This window comes from Formosa agariphila KMM 3901 (assembly GCF_000723205.1).
GTDB classification, from domain to species: domain Bacteria; phylum Bacteroidota; class Bacteroidia; order Flavobacteriales; family Flavobacteriaceae; genus Formosa; species Formosa agariphila.
On record NZ_HG315671.1, the window covers coordinates 787,335 to 805,343 of the forward strand.

15 protein-coding genes are annotated in these 18,009 nt (G+C 34.1%); 11 read left to right on the forward strand and 4 right to left on the reverse strand.

The features are described from left to right. Nucleotides 1-153 precede the first annotated feature (153 nt). From BN863_RS03425 to BN863_RS03450, 6 genes are read left to right on the forward strand one after another with little or no spacing between them, the layout of a single operon-like run. Nucleotides 154-1,128, forward strand: a complete 975-nt coding sequence (locus BN863_RS03425; protein ID WP_038527578.1) for an AAA family ATPase — start codon at nucleotides 154-156, stop codon at nucleotides 1,126-1,128. Between the two features lie 19 nt (nucleotides 1,129-1,147). Further along, nucleotides 1,148-2,083: a DUF58 domain-containing protein gene (locus BN863_RS03430; RefSeq protein ID WP_038527580.1), complete on the forward strand. Its 936-nt coding sequence runs from the start codon at nucleotides 1,148-1,150 to the stop codon at nucleotides 2,081-2,083. A gap of 3 nt (nucleotides 2,084-2,086) precedes the next feature. Next, complete coding sequence (locus BN863_RS03435) at nucleotides 2,087-2,596, forward strand: DUF4381 domain-containing protein (protein WP_038527583.1); 510 nt, start codon at nucleotides 2,087-2,089, stop codon at nucleotides 2,594-2,596. Continuing rightward, the gene (locus BN863_RS03440) at nucleotides 2,586-3,578 is read left to right on the forward strand and encodes a vWA domain-containing protein (RefSeq protein WP_038527585.1); all 993 of its coding nucleotides are present in this window, start codon (nucleotides 2,586-2,588) and stop codon (nucleotides 3,576-3,578) included. Before BN863_RS03435 ends, BN863_RS03440 begins: the two co-directional genes overlap by 11 nt. Nucleotides 3,579-3,583: 5 nt before the next feature. Continuing rightward, a complete protein-coding gene (locus BN863_RS03445; protein ID WP_051774461.1) occupies nucleotides 3,584-5,338 on the forward strand; it encodes a vWA domain-containing protein in 1,755 nt (584 codons plus the stop codon). Then, entirely contained in the window at nucleotides 5,338-6,699 is a 1,362-nt protein-coding gene (locus BN863_RS03450; protein ID WP_158408961.1) for a BatD family protein, read from the forward strand. The genes BN863_RS03445 and BN863_RS03450 overlap by 1 nt, the downstream gene beginning before the upstream one ends. Nucleotides 6,700-6,958: 259 nt before the next feature. On the opposite strand, the gene BN863_RS03455 is transcribed toward BN863_RS03450, so the two are convergent. From BN863_RS03455 to BN863_RS03465, 3 genes are all read right to left on the reverse strand, one after another. Continuing rightward, the gene (locus tag BN863_RS03455) at nucleotides 6,959-7,846 is read right to left on the reverse strand and encodes a bestrophin family protein (protein WP_038527587.1); all 888 of its coding nucleotides are present in this window, start codon (nucleotides 7,844-7,846) and stop codon (nucleotides 6,959-6,961) included. 161 nt (nucleotides 7,847-8,007) lie between these two features. Continuing rightward, the gene (locus BN863_RS03460) at nucleotides 8,008-9,870 is read right to left on the reverse strand and encodes a M56 family metallopeptidase (protein ID WP_038527589.1); all 1,863 of its coding nucleotides are present in this window, start codon (nucleotides 9,868-9,870) and stop codon (nucleotides 8,008-8,010) included. A 2-nt stretch (nucleotides 9,871-9,872) separates the two neighbouring features. Continuing rightward, the gene (locus BN863_RS03465) at nucleotides 9,873-10,232 is read right to left on the reverse strand and encodes a BlaI/MecI/CopY family transcriptional regulator (protein WP_038527591.1); all 360 of its coding nucleotides are present in this window, start codon (nucleotides 10,230-10,232) and stop codon (nucleotides 9,873-9,875) included. A 184-nt stretch (nucleotides 10,233-10,416) separates the two neighbouring features. Between BN863_RS03465 and BN863_RS03470 the strand changes: the two genes are divergently transcribed. After that, nucleotides 10,417-11,361, forward strand: a complete 945-nt coding sequence (locus BN863_RS03470) for a calcium/sodium antiporter (RefSeq protein WP_038527593.1) — start codon at nucleotides 10,417-10,419, stop codon at nucleotides 11,359-11,361. 387 nt (nucleotides 11,362-11,748) lie between these two features. Here BN863_RS03470 and BN863_RS03475 read toward each other — a convergent pair whose 3' ends face one another. Further along, the gene (locus tag BN863_RS03475; RefSeq protein ID WP_038527595.1) at nucleotides 11,749-12,771 is read right to left on the reverse strand and encodes a glutamine synthetase beta-grasp domain-containing protein; all 1,023 of its coding nucleotides are present in this window, start codon (nucleotides 12,769-12,771) and stop codon (nucleotides 11,749-11,751) included. Between the two features lie 190 nt (nucleotides 12,772-12,961). On the opposite strand from BN863_RS03475, the gene BN863_RS03480 reads away from it, so the two are divergent. From BN863_RS03480 to BN863_RS03490, 4 genes are all read left to right on the forward strand, one after another. Further along, entirely contained in the window at nucleotides 12,962-15,148 is a 2,187-nt protein-coding gene (locus tag BN863_RS03480) for a glutamine synthetase III family protein (RefSeq protein WP_038527597.1), read from the forward strand. 322 nt (nucleotides 15,149-15,470) lie between these two features. Continuing rightward, the gene (locus BN863_RS18440; RefSeq protein WP_158408962.1) at nucleotides 15,471-15,626 is read left to right on the forward strand and encodes a hypothetical protein; all 156 of its coding nucleotides are present in this window, start codon (nucleotides 15,471-15,473) and stop codon (nucleotides 15,624-15,626) included. Nucleotides 15,627-15,794: 168 nt separating this feature from the next. Beyond that, complete coding sequence (locus BN863_RS03485) at nucleotides 15,795-16,976, forward strand: AIR synthase related protein (RefSeq protein WP_038533080.1); 1,182 nt, start codon at nucleotides 15,795-15,797, stop codon at nucleotides 16,974-16,976. A gap of 44 nt (nucleotides 16,977-17,020) precedes the next feature. Then, on the forward strand, nucleotides 17,021-17,986 hold the full coding sequence (locus BN863_RS03490) for a DUF3078 domain-containing protein (RefSeq protein ID WP_038527599.1): 966 nt from the start codon (nucleotides 17,021-17,023) through the stop codon (nucleotides 17,984-17,986). The last annotated feature ends 23 nt before the right edge of the window (nucleotides 17,987-18,009 follow it).

Sequence of the window (18,009 nt, forward strand, 5' to 3'; positions counted from 1 at the left end):
CGGTTTTTTTTTTTTTTACTGTCTACTTTTTGTCTCTTTTTTAATAAGATTTATTAAAGACTAATTTGTATTTTTACTAGTACATTAAAAGTTGAAGTGTTATTTTATTCACATCAACTTTCTTAACTTTATAAGAAATTTAATACAAAAAGCATGACAGCATTAGAAGCCATCAACACTTTAAAAAAAGAAATGTCAGCCTCAATTATTGGGCAAGATAATTTAATAGACCGTATTGTATTGGTTTTGTTGGCCGATGGTAATATGCTGTTAGAAGGTTTACCGGGTTTAGCAAAAACACGTGCTATTAAAACCTTATCTAAACATTTAGATTGCGATTTAAGCAGAATACAATTTACACCAGATTTATTACCAACAGATATTACCGGTACTGAAATCTATCAACCAGACGAAGCAGAAAAGTTTATATTTCAAAAAGGACCTATTTTTAGTAACCTTATTTTGGCTGATGAGATTAACCGTGCGCCTGCAAAAGTGCAATCGGCATTATTAGAAGCCATGGAAGAGCGTCAAGTTACAGTTGCTGGAAGTACATATCCAATGGAGCCTCTTTTTATGGTTATGGCCACACAAAACCCAATTGAGCAGGAGGGAACCTATCCGTTACCAGAAGCACAAATGGACCGTTTTATCATGCACGTGGTTATCGATTATCCAGACGATGCTTCAGAATTAGGAATTCTTCGTTTAAATAAACAAGAGCAATCAGTAGCTTCAAAAGCAAATAAAACACAACCAGAAACCATTTCTCAGCAACATATTTTTGATGCCAGAAATGAAATAAATACGGTAAAAGTGAGCGAAGAGCTTGAAAAATATATGGTGAGCTTAATTGCTGCTACACGTTATCCAGAACGTTTTGATGAAGCTTTAGCAGATTGGATCGACTTTGGTGCTAGTCCGCGTGGAACTATTGCTCTAGATCGCTGTAGTCGTGTAAACGCATGGATGAGCGGAAAAGATTTTGTGTCTCCAGATAATATTCAAGCGGTAATAAAAGATGTGTTAAGACATCGTGTAGCACTAAGCTATAAAGCCCGTGCCGAAGGTATCACTGTAAATCAAGTTATAGAGAAGATTTTAGAAGTTGTAGCTGTTGTTGCATAATAGTTAAAACTAAACGTACATGGCTTCAAAATCGAATACAGACTCTGTTTTTTTAACGCTCGAACATTTATTAAAATTCGAGTGGCTTAACACCGTGCTTAATTTTAAAGTGGGGTCGCAAAAATCGAACAGTGTGCTGTCGGGAAGATTTGCATCACGCTTACGCGGAAGAGGATTAGATTTCGAAGAAGCTAGACCTTATGTTATTGGCGACGACATTCGTAATATCGATTGGAAAGTAACAGCAAAAACAGGTGTTACACATACTAAAGTCTTTACTGAAGAAAAGGAAAAACCAGCGTTTATATTTGTGGATCAATCACCTACTATGGGCTTTGGATCTGTAGACAAAACCAAATCTGTAATCGCAGGCGAAATTGCAGCTATTGCTGCCTATAAAATTATGAAAGGTGGTGATCGTGTAGGCGGTTTAGTTTTTAAAGGCGATGGTTACGATTTGGCTACACCAAAGCGAGATCAGCGTAATATGCTTCAATTTTTCCAACATATTGTAGATGCCAATAACAACATTTACAACCAACAGAAATTTGATTTCTCTGAAGCGTTAAAGGGGGTGATTTCTAAGCTTCAGAATATTATTACCCACGATTACTTAGTTGTAATTATCAGTGATTTTTATCGCTATAATTCAGAAACCATTCAATATCTAAGTTTACTGTCGCAACATAATGATGTGGTTTTAGTAAAGGTTTTCGACCCTATGGAAGAGTCGCTCCCGAAAGATAAAATTACACTGACAAACAACGAAAAACAAATCAGTATTTCTAAAAAACAAAAACGCGTTTCAGAAGATTTAAAAGATGATTTTAAAACGAATTATGACGGTTTTAAACAAGAAATAGAAAAATATAATATCACATTATTTAAAGTGAATACAGTCGACCCGATTGAAGAGCAATTAATTAATGTGTTTACGCAATACAAACCCAAGTAAGTAATGTTCGCATTAAAACTACATACATTAACCGTGTTACAAGATGCCTCCGATTTAGTTCTTGGAGATATTATTGAACCGACTCCAGTGCCGTTTACTTACGAAACGATTGGTTGGAAAATTGTATTTGCATTAGTAGCTATTTTACTTATTTATATAGCATATAGGTTGTATAAAAATTATAAAAAGAAGCAGTATTTACGTGAAGCTGTGGCCTACATTCAAGATTTACAAAAGCAAACAGATTTAGATGCTGCGGCCTATATAAATGCTGTTATGTTTCAGTTAAAACAAACTGCTTTGCACACCTTTGGCAGGTTAGAAGTAGCGCGTTTATACGGTACAGCGTGGTTACAGTTTTTAGATAGTAAAGTAAATGGTTCTAATTTTAAAGATGATGAAGCTGTAATTCTAGAAGCTGTTTATAAGCAAGAGGTTTCAGAATCTACAGCGTTTAATAAAGAGAAATTTAGTAATAAAAGCATTAATTGGATTAAACAACATGCCAGATAACTTCCATTTCGAATATCCGTGGGTTATATTTTTACTGCCTTTACCATTATTGGTATATTGGTTGTTGCCGGCTATAAAAAACCGAAGTAGCGCCTTACGATTTCCGTATTTTAATAGAGCAGCTGAGGTGTCCGACCAAAAACCTAAAAAGGCATCATTCGTAAAAAAACGTAGTGCTTTGGCTTGGTTGGTAATGTACGGGATTTGGAGTCTATTATTGCTAGCTTTGGCATCGCCAGAATTAGTTGGTAAGCCAGAGAAGAAAATAAAAACATCACGTAATTTTTTAATTGCAGCAGACATTTCGTTTAGTATGGCTAACACTGACTGGGCTATAGACGGTAAGCAAACTACGCGTTGGGCAGCAGTTAAAGATATTATGAAAGACTTTGTGAAAGAACGAAAAAGTGACCGTTTAGGGTTGCTGTTTTTTGCATCTAATGCTTATGTGCAAGCCCCATTTACATCAGACTTAAATACTGTTAGCACCATGTTAGACGAAGCCGATGTTGGTATGGCTGGGCAAATGACAAACATTGGGAAAGCAATTGTTAAGGGAATGGACATGTTTCAGCGTGATACGATTCCGCATAAAGTCATGTTAATCTTAACAGATGGTGTAGATTCTGGCATGGAAATTTTACCTTTAGATGCCGCAAATTTGGCTAAAAAAGATTCTACTGTTATTTATACCATTGGTATTGGTGATCCAACCTCACGTGATTCGGATTTAGATGAACGTACCTTACAAGACATTGCAGAAATGACAAACGGTAAATATTTTAGAGCAAAAGATACCGAAGCGCTTCAAAATATTTACAAAGAACTAGATACACTTGAACCTATAGAATACGAAGAAGAAAGCTATACACCAAAAACCTTACTGTATTACATTCCGTTAGGCGTGGCATTAGTATTGAGTGCTTTGGCTATAGCAATCAGCTTTATTATTCTAATTATAAAACGATTTAAATCGACCTAAATAATATGGAGATTTGGAAGGACATAGATTGGGAAAAATTCCATTTTTTACGAGCCGAGTATCTTTGGTACGGACTTCCTGTGGCCATAATTATCTTGTTGTGTATCTTTTTGTATGGCGAAAGTAATGCCTGGAAAAAACACATTGCAAAGCATTTACAGCCTTATGTTATTCAGAAAGGAACAACTTGGAAATCTCGCCTTGTATACCTGTTTATTCTACTGCTTTTTGCAATTGGATTTATTGGATTTTTAGGACCAACTTGGAGTGAAAAAAAGGCGCCAGCAAAAAAGGTTGCTTCTAAATTAGTTATCGCACTAGATTTATCGCAGAGTATGTTAACTACAGATGTATCTCCAAACCGATTAGAGCGTGCTAAATTTAAAATAAACGATTTCTTAGATGCTAATCCTAGAGCAGAAACCGCTTTAATTGTGTTTGCTGCATCCACACATACCGTAATTCCATTTACAACAGATTATAAAATTATTTCAGATAATTTAGATGGATTACAACCGCATATGATGCCACAACGTGGTACAGGGTTTAGAATGTTGCTTCAAAAACTAGATACCCTTTTTGTTAATAATAAAGCGCCTGGTAAAATTTTATTATTTACAGATGATTTAGACGGTATAGATCCTCCTGCGCTAAGTGCACTAGTACAAGAACATAATGTTGCTTTAAATATTTATCCTATGGCTACACCAACGGGTGGGCACGTGCCATCGTTTTATAATCATAAAGTGGCATTAAAAGATAACGGAAAGGTGGTGAATTCTGCTTTACAAGCAGATAAAGTAAACGCATTACGCGGTATAGAAGGTATTACGGTTGTAGATATGACGTTGGATAAAAGTGATGTTACGTTATTGGCAGAAGATATTAGTGACCATCTTATTTTTGAAGAAAAGCCTAAAAATGAAGACGAAGATTGGGAAGACAAAGGGTATTTGTTAGTGATTCCTTTAATGGTTTTATTCTTGTTTTGTTTCAGAAAGGGATGGAGTTTATTAGGTGTCGTTTTACTCGTTAGTTTGTCTTCGTGTACGTCAGACAATCCGGAATCTAAAGATAAAGATAACACTGAAGCTTTTCAGTATAAAGATTTATGGTATACTAAAGCTTATCAAGCGCAACAAGAATACGATACTAAAGATTATCTCGCTGCTGCGGAAGGTTTTAAAGACCCGATGCGAAAAGGGGTGTCGTATTATAAAGGCGGTAATTACGTTAAAGCAAAGCAAGCGTTTCAACAAGATTCAACTGCCAGTGGACAATATAATTTAGGCTTAACATATGTGAAGTTAGGCGATTTAGAACAAGCTCATGCTGTTTTTGAAAGTGTTGTAAAAAATAATCCAGAGATGGCACAAGCGCAGCAGAATCTTACGAGTTTAGAGGAAGCTATGGCAAAACAATCTGGAATGTCTGTTGATGAAAGTGAGGTTGAAGAAGACAAACCTAATGCCAAGAATAAGAAAAACGATTCTATGGAAGACTTAAGTGGTGGTGGACAAAAAGCGACCAAAAAGGACATGGAAAAGGAGCGTGCTGAAGAAGAAGCGGCAACAGGTAAACGAAAAGGAAAAGAATTAGATGAGCTTCCAGACGATTTTAAATCTGGAAAAGGTGCAATTCCAAAGAATATATTAATGCGTAAAGTTGATGATGATCCTGCATTGTTTTTAACTCGAAAATTTAAATATCAAGTAAAAAAACAACAGGTGGACGTTGAAAAAACTCAGACCTCATGGTAATGAAATATAAAATAACATGCCTTTTGTTCTTGCTGAATTGTTACTTTGGTTTCAGTCAGCAGTTATTGAGTTATGTTCAGACCAATCATGATGAAGCTTATATTGGGCAGCCTATTCAAATGACGGTTTCGGTATATTCTAGTACTTGGTTTACCTCTGGGATAGATGTTGGAAATATTCAGGTTGAAGGCGCTTTAACCGTGTTTTTTAGATCGGTTACCAATTCTAGAACTATAAATAACAAGAAATTTGCAGGAGTAGATTTTATTTATAATGTGTTTCCAACCGAGGAAGGCTCAATTAGTATTCCAGAATTAGAAATCCATGTCGAATCGCCTAAAGAAGGTGGTTACCAAGGGATTAAGCACGTGTTACACACTAAACCTAAAACCATTTCGGTAAAAGGTGTGCCTATGGGCTACAACCCTAATAATTGGTTAGTGTCTAGTAATTTAACGATTCATGAAAACTGGAACCCAAATGTTAAACAAGTTAAAGTCGGCGATGTTTTACAACGTAGTATTAGCAGAACGGCTTCGGGGACTTTGGGAGAGTTTATTCCAGCTGTAGTTTGGGATAGTGTTTCTGGCGTTAGTATTTACCCTAAACGTCCTTCTGTAAATACCAATAAAACTAAAACTTACGTATCGGCGAGTCAAACTGAAGCCGCTAATTACTTGTTCGAAAAAGAAGGGAAAGTTACCTTACCTCGTATCGAGTTTATGTATTGGAATTACAACAACAATAGGTTCTATAAAAAATATATAGACTCTGTTACCATAGATGTTGCGCCAAACCCAGATTTGAGCATGTTGGCTAGTGCTAAACGTGAATTAGAAGCAGAAACTGCTGCAGTTCCTGAAGAAGACCAACCGTTTTTAATTTTAGGATTGCCAGTAAAGACTTTTATAAAATATCTTATTTTCGGACTTATTGGTTTGTTTTTGGTGTACAAATTTATACGTTGGGCAATTAGATTCGGAACGAAGCGCTATAAAGCTTATAGAGCGTCTGAAGCTTATGCCTTTAAAAAATTAAAACGTGAGATTAACCACAATCATCAATTTGCTGTTTTAAACGCCTTAAAAGTTTGGTTACTTAAACTGAATCCGGAGATACCAAGTATGGACGGTTTTATTAAGCGCTATGGTAACGATGATTTGTTACTTCAATACAATCAGTTAGAAAGACGTATGTTGCAGGATGGTAAATCGAGCTATAATGCTTCAGCCTTTAAGAAAGGATTGGTCTCGGCGAGAACAGCGTATTTAAATCACTTGAAATTAAAACCAGAAGCGAGTCAAACTAAAGATGTAAAATCGAAATGGCTAAATCCTACAATTTCTAAAAATAGGTTTTAGTTAATAGTTATTAGTGGGTAGTTGTTAGTTTTTAGTGTCAATTGTATGATTATTATGTTGTGACGTTCATTGAGTGCTGTAATGGAGCGGAGCGGAATTACAGTGTATCGAAATGAGGTTTTAGTTAATAGTTGGTAGGTATTAGTTGTTAGTCGGTCAGACTGTTGAATTGAAACCATCTATACTTTTGACTCTCAATTCTTATTTCTAATTTTCAAATCTTCAGATGAGCACATTTTCAAATTGAACAATTTTCATACTAAGGGTGTAACACTTCTTGCGTGTGTTTCTTTATGTTTTCTGCCATTTTTTCTATTGGTAAATCATCGAAATCATTTCCAAAAGGATCTTCAATAGCTTCGGCAATTAATTCTAGCGATGCTAATACATACAGAATAAAAGGTACAGCCAGTATTACAAAATAACCTAAAGAAAACACATAACCAATAGGAAGAGTTGCTACGTATAGTGCAATGAATTTTTTAATAAACGTGCTGTAAGAATGTGGAATGGGTGTGTTTTTAATGCGTTCGCAGGCACCGCAAATGTTTGTTAAACCTTCTAATTCGTTATTTAGCAAAAGAAATTGTTCTCCAGAAATTTTGTTGTTTTTATAAAGCTCATTTGTCTTTTTAAAAATTAAAGCAGCAACTTGATTAGGACCATGTTTTTTTCTGCTAAAGGCATCTCCAAGTTCGGGGTGTTCATTTTCGTCTAACATAAAGGTGGTGTAATCTGACCTTAAAAAAGCAAATAAACTTTGCGAATACATAGGTATAGTTTTTCTGTAGAAATGACGTAGAGCAATGTCATCGTCTTCTAAAAGCGCATTAAGTTTTAAGGCTAAATTTCGACTTACATTGGTAAGCGAACCCCATTGTTTTCTAGCTTCCCACCACCTGTCGTAAGCGGTGTTTGTTCTAAAAACTAATAAAAGAGACAGCGCAAAACCTAATAAACTATGAACGATAGTAATGTTGTTGACCCAACTTTTTGCAGATAGATTTAAAAATTCAAGTTCTAGATAAGCTACAGCTCCCGAAAATACGGACGTTAATAACAGATATGGATATAGCTTTTTTAATGTATCGGATTGGGTGACATAAAATACGGCCTTAAACCATTCTTTGGGATTGTATATTTTCATGCTTCAAAGATAATAGGATATCTTAAATTAGAAAATGGGTTTTATGAAATTCATGTCAATTCCCCTATAATTTTTATAGGTGTAAATTAAATAGACCTCACCGTTTTAAATACATGTGAGGTCTATTTTCATTATTCATTACAGGTTTAAATATCCTATAATTAATTTTTTTTAAGTGTGATTTCAATAATACCATCTTTGGCTTTGTCGCCATATTTTGCAGTAGCATTATTGTCCTTTATAACATTTATACTTTCAATAGTATCAGGATTTATTTCGTCCACTTCTTTTTGAGTGGATTCTTTGCCGTCAATAATATAGATTACATTTGCTTGAGGTCCTGTAGTACTTAATTCTGTTACTTCAGGACTAATTTTCCAAGGATTTGAATTGCTTTTACTAGACTTGGTACTGATTTCTACAACACCATTTTTCCCTTTTTCTCCAAATTTTTCGGTTAATTTTTCATCCTTTATCACATTTACTTGTTCTATAGAATTTGGATCTATGTTATCCATGTCTGTTTTTGAAATTTCTTTACCATCAACAAGTATCAGAGGTTCTTCTTGTAAATTAGATTTTAATTGTACCGATGAATTTTCTGGAATATTAAATGTCTTTTCGTCTTTTATGCTGTCTAAATTTTCTGAGAATTCTACTTCTGAAATCTGGAAGTCCCACTTAGATTTTTCTGTAGTCTTTTGAGTGGTTTTAACATCATCACTTATATACATAACATCATTGTCGTTAAATTCTGCTCCAGATGATTTTATAACAATACTCGAGCCGTCACTTGTTGGGATTATAAATGAATTTTTGTTATTTGCTTTAACTTTAGATGCATTCTTAGACGATGTAAACATAACTTGTGAATCATCTTCTGCTACCACCTGTATAAGGATAGATTTCTCTGTATCGCTATAAGTTATTTTTATGGGAGAAATAGTACTGTTAGAATCAGTCTTGTAGTTTGTCTCTTCCGTATCAGATTTTGCTGTAATTGAAATGGCAATGATTTCGTTAGAAGAATTTCTCTTAATTTTTTTAAATTTTAAATCTATATTATTACTTGATAAGACATTTTCTAAAGATTCTAACATTTCATCGCTATGGTCTTTGGTAATAAGAATACTAATTGTTGATTTAAATGGGGCAGCATCAGAAGCTGTACTGCCACTTTGTGCATATATCGTTTTAGTATTAAAATTTATCATAAAAATAACTAAAGCAGGTATTATAAGTACATACTTTAATGTGTAAATAGATTTCGATTTTGAAGTGTTTAACATAAGGATTCGTTTTTTGATTAATGAATTATAAAAATTAGTTGTCAGTGGCATTTGATGAGTAAGCACCGATGTTTTTAGTAATACGTTTTGATATGTTTTTGTTGAATGCGTTTGCTGTATTGATTTATAATCGGCTATAAATTCTAAATTCTGAATGAGTGCCTTTTTGTACAACCAAATAAATGGATTGCACCAAAACACAATAGTTGCTAATTTTGAAATTAATATATCTATAGAATGATAGTCTCGAGCATGTACCTTTTCGTGATTTAAAATATGTGTGAGTTCTGTGTCTGTAAACTGATTCGGATTATACACAATGGTTTTAAAGAATGAAAACGGAGAAATGTCTTGAATGGTTTCAGACATATTAAAACCATCTTTTAATTTTATATTTTGAGATTTTAAAAACGTTTTAAGTGAGAGGCTTTCAATTATAAATCGAATTAGAAAAAACACAACACCTGTAAAATAGATTACACTTGCGATTGTTGTCCAAGATAAGCTAGAGGTTTTTGAAGTCGACTCTACAGTTGTAAACTGACTTAAATCTAAGGTTTGTGGCACTTGGTTAATGTAGATAGGGATTACCACAAGTGGTGTAAGTGCTGAAATTATAAGTCCGATTAGTAAATACCAACGGTTGCCTATAAAGAAGGTTTCTTTTTGTAGCCATACAATATAGACTAAATAGAATATGGCAAGAACAGCTGAAGCTTTTATTAAATAGTCCATCTTTATTGATTTTTTTCGATTACGTTTATAATCTCTTTCAGTTCTTCAACGCTAATTTTTTCTTCTTTAGCAAAAAAGGAAACCATATTTTTATACGAATTATTAAAATAGTGCTCTATAGCAGAGTTCATAAAACGTTTTCTGTAGGCTTCTTTGGTAACCACTGGAAAATATTGATGTGTTTTTCCGTATGCTGTGTAACCTACATATCCCTTTTCCTCTAAATTTCTAATTATGGTAGATAAAGTGTTGTAATGTGGTTTTTCGTCTGTAATTTCTTTTAAAACATCTTTCACAAAAGCTTTTTCTAACCTCCATAAAATATGCATAATTTCTTCTTCTTTGTTTGTTAGTTTTTGCATGGATTCAATGTTTAAGTTTTAACTGAATCAAATATATAACTATTTTTGTAGTTTCAAAACTAAAATAGTAGTTATATAACTATTTTGTTCGTTTTACAGGTATTGCTATAATTTTTAACTGAATCGGTAGAAGCATTAATCTAATTCGTATTTCTGTACTATATTCGCATAAAATTAGGAAGCAATGAGTATAGTTTGGGTTATTTTAGGTTTGATATTATTAGTAGTAGGAGGTGAGTTTTTAGTACGCTCTTCGGTAGCTTTATCTTTTAAACTAAATATCTCTAAAATAGTAATAGGTATGACGGTGGTGTCTTTTGCGACATCTGCACCAGAGCTTTTAGTAAGTTTACAGGCTGCTTTAGACGGAGCTCCAGATATTGCTTTAGGAAATGTTATTGGCTCTAATATTGCTAATATTGGATTAGTATTAGGAATCACGGCTATGATTTCTCCTTTAGCTATAGACCACGGATTTTATAAACTAAATTGGCCTGTAATGATGTTATTGTCTATAGTGCTTTATTTCTTTCTGCAAAGTGGTTTAGTTTTAGAATTTTGGGAAGGTGCGGCTCTTTTTGCTTCGCTAATTATTTTCTTAATTGTACTAATAAGAAGTTCTGCTAAAGATAATTCTGCTGTAGATGAAGTTGATGATAGCTTACAGCAAACTTCTAATTTTAAAATAGTTATTTGGTTATTAATAGGTGGTGCAGCACTTTATTTTGGAAGTGAATGGCTAGTAAGAGGTGCCATAGATATGGCGACATCTTTAGGTGTTAGCGAACGTGTAATTTCTGTTACTATGGTTGCTATTGGTACTAGTGTGCCAGAATTAGCAGCATCTGTTATTGCTGCGCTTAAGAAAGAAAAAGCCATTTCGTTAGGAAACCTAATTGGTTCTAATATTTTTAATATTGCTTGTGTATTAGGGTTAACATCTATGATTCAGCCAATAAATGTGAATAGCCCAGAAATTTTAACTAACGATATTTTCTGGATGCTAGGATTCTCTGCAGTACTTATTCCTTTAGTATTCTTACCAAAGAAGTTTGAATTAGGCCGGTTAAAAGGAGGTTTAATATTTGTAGCCTATGTAGTCTTTTTGTTTTCAACTTTTGCCAAATAACAGTGATATTTTTATCTATTAACAATATTTAATACAGTTCATTGTAAGAAGGCTTGTTTAGGTAATAACAAGCTGTATTGAGTTCTTAGGTCTGTTAGGAAGACCTTGAGAGGCTGAACATGTATCAATTAAAAAAACTATTCTAAGGTCTGTTTTTCTTCATTTATTAAACTGTTTAATAGCTTTTTATGAGTACTTATTTACAGTTGTGTGCTTTAAATATTTTGTAACATAGTCCTTTTAATACGACGTCGTTTACTTAAATTTTAGAATGACAACTCCATTTTGAAGTGTAATTAAGCATGGAGTTGCTTTAGATTGAGTATAAAAAAAAGCCATCTGAAACATATTCAGATGGCTTTTTAAAGGAAATAATTAACTTAAAAATTATAATTTAGCACCTTTAACTGTTGTAACAATTTCCGCTGCAATTTTGTATGGATCTGCGTTTGAAGCAGGACGTCTATCTTCTAACCATCCTTTCCAGCCTTTTTCGACTACAATTAATGGAATACGAATTGAAGCTCCTCTATCTGAAATTCCCCAAGAGAAATCTGTAATAGCTGCTGTTTCGTGTAAACCTGTTAAACGTTGGTCGTTAAACTCACCGTAAACTTCAATATGTTCTTTTACTCTTGGTCTGAAAGCTTCACAGATTGCTGCGTAAACTTCTTTATCTCCACATGTTCTTAAAATACTGTTAGAGAAGTTAGCGTGCATACCTGAACCATTCCAGTCCATATCCTTACCTAATGGTTTTGGGTGGTATTCTATGTAGTATCCGTACTTTTCTGTTAAACGGTCTAATAAGTATCTAGAAATCCAAATTTCATCTCCAGCTTTCTTAGCACCTTTAGCGAATAATTGGTATTCCCATTGTCCAGAAGCAACCTCTTGGTTAATTCCTTCAAAGTTTAAACCAGCTTCGATACATAAATCAGCATGTTCTTCAACGAAGTCTCTTCCGTGAGTGTTTTTACCACCTACAGAACAGTAATACATTCCTTGAGGAGCAGGATAACCACCGATAGGGAATCCTAAAGGTTTTTGTGTTTTATTATCCATGATGAAATATTCTTGCTCAAAACCAAACCAGAAATCATTATCATCATCATCAATTGTAGCTCTACCGTTAGATACGTGTGGAGTTCCATCAGCATTCATAACTTCAGTCATAATTAACCATCCATTAATACGGTCTGGATCTGGATAAATTGCGACTGGGACTAATAGACAGTCAGAAGAACCTCCTTCAGCTTGTCGTGTTGAAGACCCATCAAAAGACCAGTTTCCGATCTCTTCTAAAGTTCCTTTAAAATCTTCATGCTCTTCTACTTTTGTTTTACTTCTCAAGTTTTGAGTTGGAAAGTATCCATCTAACCAGATGTACTCTAATTTAATCTTAGCCATATTTTTTTAATAATAGTTAATAATGTCAGAAACAAATATAATATTAAATTTTCAGTAACCATGTTAAATAGTGGGGTTGATTCTTAATTTTTACGGAATTATTAGTTATACCCTGTCTTTTTTAGGGGTATTTGTTTTTTGCTAAAAAACACGACTTATAATTTTTATATTTGTAAAAAAAATAACAGGAATGGCGATACTTAGATTTCATGCTTTAAAACAGACTTTAGATAGAACTCCTTTGTACTTAGAGGAGAAGGAGAGACGGTCGAGTATTTTTGGTTCAAATGTATTTAATGAATCTACAATGCGTCAGTATCTAAATAAAACAGCCTTTGATGAAGTTATGGGAGCAATTTTAAAGGGGTCTAAAATAGACCGTTTAATCGCAGACCATATTTCTACAGGAATGAAAGAATGGGCAATTACTAAAGGTGTTACGCATTATACACATTGGTTTCAGCCACTAACTGGTGCAACGGCAGAAAAACATGATGCCTTTTTTGAAACTATTGGAGGAGGTGCTGCTATAGAACGATTTGGTGGGGGAGAATTAGTGCAACAAGAGCCTGATGCTTCTAGTTTTCCAAACGGAGGAATTAGGAATATGTTCGAAGCTCGTGGGTATACAGCTTGGGACCCAACATCTCCTGCATTTATTTATGGAACAACCTTATGTATTCCAACAGTATTTGTATCGTATACAGGAGAAGCTTTAGATTATAAAACTCCGCTTTTAAGAGCATTGCAGGCTGTAGACAGTGCAGCGGTAGCTGTGTGTAAGTATTTCGATAAGAATGTAAAAAAAGTAAATGCATCTTTAGGTTGGGAGCAGGAATATTTTTTAATAGATAAAGCTCTAGTGGCTTCTAGACCAGATATTGTTGCTACAGGACGTACATTATTAGGGCATTCTTCTGCTAAAGGACAGCAGTTAGAAGATCATTATTTCGGAACGATTCCAAATCGAGCAATGTCTTTTATGCGTGATTTAGAACACGAATGTATGCTGTTAGGAATTCCGGTAAAAACACGTCATAACGAAGTGGCTCCAAATCAGTTTGAATTAGCTCCTATATATGAGGAGGCTAATTTAGCAGTAGACCATAATTCATTATTGATGGATTTAATGCATAAAACGGCAGAGCGTCATCATTTTAAAGTATTATTTCACGAAAAGCCTTTTGCTGGTGTTAATGGTTCTGGAAAACATAATAACTGGAGTTTAAGTACAGATACAGGTGTCAATTTGTTGGGGCCAGGGAAAACGCCAATGAGTAATTTGCAGTTTCTTACCTTTTTTATCAATACAATTAAAGCGGTTCACGATAATGAAGAATTACTTCGAGCTGTAATTGCATCTGCAAGTAATGATCACAGATTAGGGGCTAACGAAGCGCCTCCTGCTATTATTTCTGTTTTTATAGGCGAGCAATTAACAAAAGTTTTAACAGAGCTTAAAAACGTAACGAGTGGTAAATTATCACCAGAAGAGAAAACAGAGCTTAAGCTTAATGTTGTTGGAAAGATTCCTGAAATTATGTTAGATAATACAGATCGAAATAGAACATCGCCTTTTGCTTTTACAGGAAATAAATTCGAGTTTAGAGCTGTAGGGTCTAAAGCGAATTGTGCAAACCCGATGACAGTTTTAAATTCTATTGTTGCAAAACAGCTTATTGAATTTAAAGACGAAGTAGATGTGCTTATCGATAAGAAAGATATGAAGAAAGACGATGCTATATTTAATGTACTGCGTGAGTATATTAAAAAGTCTAAGAACATTCTTTTTGAAGGTAATGGGTACGGAGAAGCCTGGGAAGTTGAAGCTAAGAAACGTGGATTGAGTAATAATAAATCTACACCAGAGGCATTAAAAGTTAGAGTGTCTAAGAAGACTATAGATTTGTTTGATGGATTAGGTGTTATGAACAAGGTTGAGTCTGTAGCACGATATGAAATTGAAATGGAGGATTATATACATCGTATTCAAATTGAAAGTCGGGTGTTAGGAGATATTTCTAGAAGTCATATTGTACCTACAGCAGTGCGTTATCAAAATATTTTAATAGAGAACGTAAAAGGGTTAAAGGAAATTTATGGTACATCGTTTAAAACAGTTGCAAAAGAACAATTGGCACTAATCGAAGATATTTCTAGTCATATAGAATCCATAAATTCTAAAGTCACTAAAATGATTGATGCTAGGCGTACTATTAATAAGGAAGAAGATATAGAAAAGAAAGCTTTAGATTATTCATATGTTATAAATCCAATGTTTGCAGATATACGCTACCATTGCGATAAATTAGAGTTATTGATAGATGATGAATTGTGGCCATTAACAAAGTATAGAGAACTACTTTTTATTAAGTAGTATATACATTATATATAGTATAGAAAAAGCTGCCTGTTAAGGGTGGCTTTTTTAGTATATCGGCCCTTATGAAGCTTAATTTAAAAGGTGAACCTCCGTTTTTAGGTTCCGATATGTGTGGATTTTGATGATTTGGCAAAATTTATGGAAAGTAAAATCTTACAATTGGTGGTAGGGTTATGTAAGTAAGAATGCGTTTTGTCTGTCATAAATGTGCTTAATCGAAAACTTGTTATTCGGACGATAATTAGGGGTTCACACAAGAGTAGATTACATATAAAATCAATATCTTTACATCGCTATTAATCTATACAATTTAATTATGAAACAGCTCGTTGTAAGTGTGCTGTTGCTCTTAGTTGCCACTTTGGTTTTTTCTCAAGCGGAAAGTGATTCGCAGGAAAAAAGTGCGGTAAATGAAACTATTATTGAGCAGCCAGCCCAGCCAGAAAATTCGCTAGCACACCTTTATAAATAAGAAGTGTCGCAAGTAGAAAATTAAGTAAAACAATTTATAAATCTTCAATTGTCCTCTTAAAACGGATGTTTGAAGATTTTTTTTATGCCTCTTTTTTTCCTTTAAATTATCCCAAAAAACTAATTTACAATGCTTACTTTTGTAAATCATTCTCAACAAAAAAATCATATGAGTCAAGAAGTCAGTAAGCGGTATGCGCAACGAGGAGTTTCAGCTTCAAAATCAGATGTTCATAACGCAATAAAGAATATTGATAAAGGATTGTTTCCTAAGGCATTTTGTAAAATTGTTCCAGATTACTTATCGCAAGATGAAGCGTATTGCTTAATTATGCATGCCGATGGTGCCGGGACTAAAAGTGCTTTGGCTTATATGTATTGGAAGGAAACTGGAGATGTTTCTGTTTGGAAAGGTATTGCTCAAGATGCGCTTATCATGAATATAGACGATTTGTTATGTGTGGGAGCTACAGATAACATCATGCTGTCTTCAACCATTGGTCGTAATAAAAATGTGATTACTGGAGAGGTCTTGTCGGCTATAATAAATGGTACCGAAGAATTAATCGAAGATTTAAAATCTTTTGGAGTTACTATTCATTCAACAGGTGGAGAAACTGCCGATGTTGGAGATCTGGTTAGAACTATTATAGTAGACTCTACGGTAACTGCACGTATGAAACGTGAAGATGTTATAGATAATGCTAACATTAGAGAAGGAGACGTTATTGTTGGACTAGAATCTTTTGGTCAAGCAACTTACGAAAAGGAGTATAATGGAGGTATGGGTAGTAACGGATTGACATCGGCTAGACATGATGTGTTTCACAACTACTTAGCTGAAAAATTCCCTGAAAGTTTTGATGCTGCTGTGCCTAGCGATTTAGTGTATTCTGGTCAGATGAAACTTACCGATAAGGTAGAAGGTTCTCCATTAGATGCAGGGAAGTTAGTGTTGTCACCAACGCGTACGTATGCGCCAATTATAAAAGCCATTTTATCGAAATATAATAAAGAGAATATTCATGGTATGGTTCACTGTTCTGGTGGCGCGCAAACTAAAATATTGCACTTTGTAAATCAATTTCATATTATTAAAGATAATTTATTTCCAATTCCTCCGTTATTTAAATTGATTCAAGAACAATCGAAAACAGAGTGGAAGGAAATGTATCAAGTTTTTAACTGCGGACATCGTATGGAACTTTATGTGTCTCCAGATGTAGCACAAGATATTATTGCCATTTCTAAATCTTTTAATGTAGATGCACAAATTATTGGTCGCGTAGAAGCTTCCGAAAAGAAACGTCTGTCTATTAAGAGTGAATTTGGATTGTTTGAGTATGAATAATAAATAGAAGTTTTTTTTGAAATTAGGTTAGAGATTAGACTAGTATGAAATATAATATTTTTTTTCTGTTGTGCTTTATTGTTCAATTTTCTATTGCACAACCTGATTCCTTATATATAAAGAAAAAAAATATTGTAGTAGAACCTACACCTAAGTGGGAAAACAAGAACAAAGGAGGTATCGATTTAAACGAAGTTGCTTTCGTGAATTGGAGTTCTGGGGGTAGTAATTCTATTTCTGCTATTTTAAGTGTTAAATCAACTTTAGATTATACGTATCGTGATTTTGTGTGGAGTAGTAGTATTAACTCACGTTATGGTATTAACCAGCAAGAGAGTCAGCCTTTAAAGAAAACAGACGACTTATTCGAGTTAAATTCATCTTTAGGATATAGGCGGTCTAAAAATTCTAAATGGTACTATTCTGCACGTTTAAATTTTAAAACACAATTTGCTAACGGATATTCTTATCCCGATACTTCTAACCCGATTTCTAAATTTATGGCTCCAGGTTATATGTTTTTTGGGGGAGGTATGGAATACGGTAAGGATATTAAACGCTTATCGCTATATGTGTCTCCTTTAACTTTTAAGTCTACGTTTGTACTTGATGAAAATCTGGCAAATGCCGGAGCTTTTGGTGTTAGTCCTGCAATTTATGATGACGAAGGTAATGTATTGGTGCCTGGAGAAAAGGTAAGAGAGGAACTAGGGATATTGGTAACCAATTATTACGAATTGGATGTGGCTAAAAACGTCTCGTTAAAAAGTACAGCCAATTTTTATACCGACTATTTAAATAGTTTTGGAAACATTGATGTCGATTGGGAAGTCCTTGTCGATTTTAAAGTGAATAACTTTATAAAAGCATCTTTAGGTTCTCAGCTTAAATATGATAACGATGTTAAGACTGTAGTTGTTATAGATGAAGACGCCGACGAGTACGCACAGGGCGGTGCTAAAGTACAATGGAGACAGCTTTTAGGTGTTGGTTTTGTTGTTGATTTCTGATTATAAGTCATTTATAAAATTAT

Coding starts and splice junctions, on each gene's coding strand:
- BN863_RS03425 (WP_038527578.1), top strand. CDS start 154: ATGACAGCATTAGAAGCCATCAACACTTTAAAAAAAGAAATGTCAGCC.
- BN863_RS03430 (WP_038527580.1), top strand. CDS start 1,148: ATGGCTTCAAAATCGAATACAGACTCTGTTTTTTTAACGCTCGAACAT.
- BN863_RS03435 (WP_038527583.1), top strand. CDS start 2,087: ATGTTCGCATTAAAACTACATACATTAACCGTGTTACAAGATGCCTCC.
- BN863_RS03440 (WP_038527585.1), top strand. CDS start 2,586: ATGCCAGATAACTTCCATTTCGAATATCCGTGGGTTATATTTTTACTG.
- BN863_RS03445 (WP_051774461.1), top strand. CDS start 3,584: ATGGAGATTTGGAAGGACATAGATTGGGAAAAATTCCATTTTTTACGA.
- BN863_RS03450 (WP_158408961.1), top strand. CDS start 5,338: ATGAAATATAAAATAACATGCCTTTTGTTCTTGCTGAATTGTTACTTT.
- BN863_RS03455 (WP_038527587.1), bottom strand. CDS start 7,846: ATGAAAATATACAATCCCAAAGAATGGTTTAAGGCCGTATTTTATGTC.
- BN863_RS03460 (WP_038527589.1), bottom strand. CDS start 9,870: ATGGACTATTTAATAAAAGCTTCAGCTGTTCTTGCCATATTCTATTTA.
- BN863_RS03465 (WP_038527591.1), bottom strand. CDS start 10,232: ATGCAAAAACTAACAAACAAAGAAGAAGAAATTATGCATATTTTATGG.
- BN863_RS03470 (WP_038527593.1), top strand. CDS start 10,417: ATGAGTATAGTTTGGGTTATTTTAGGTTTGATATTATTAGTAGTAGGA.
- BN863_RS03475 (WP_038527595.1), bottom strand. CDS start 12,771: ATGGCTAAGATTAAATTAGAGTACATCTGGTTAGATGGATACTTTCCA.
- BN863_RS03480 (WP_038527597.1), top strand. CDS start 12,962: ATGGCGATACTTAGATTTCATGCTTTAAAACAGACTTTAGATAGAACT.
- BN863_RS18440 (WP_158408962.1), top strand. CDS start 15,471: ATGAAACAGCTCGTTGTAAGTGTGCTGTTGCTCTTAGTTGCCACTTTG.
- BN863_RS03485 (WP_038533080.1), top strand. CDS start 15,795: ATGAGTCAAGAAGTCAGTAAGCGGTATGCGCAACGAGGAGTTTCAGCT.
- BN863_RS03490 (WP_038527599.1), top strand. CDS start 17,021: ATGAAATATAATATTTTTTTTCTGTTGTGCTTTATTGTTCAATTTTCT.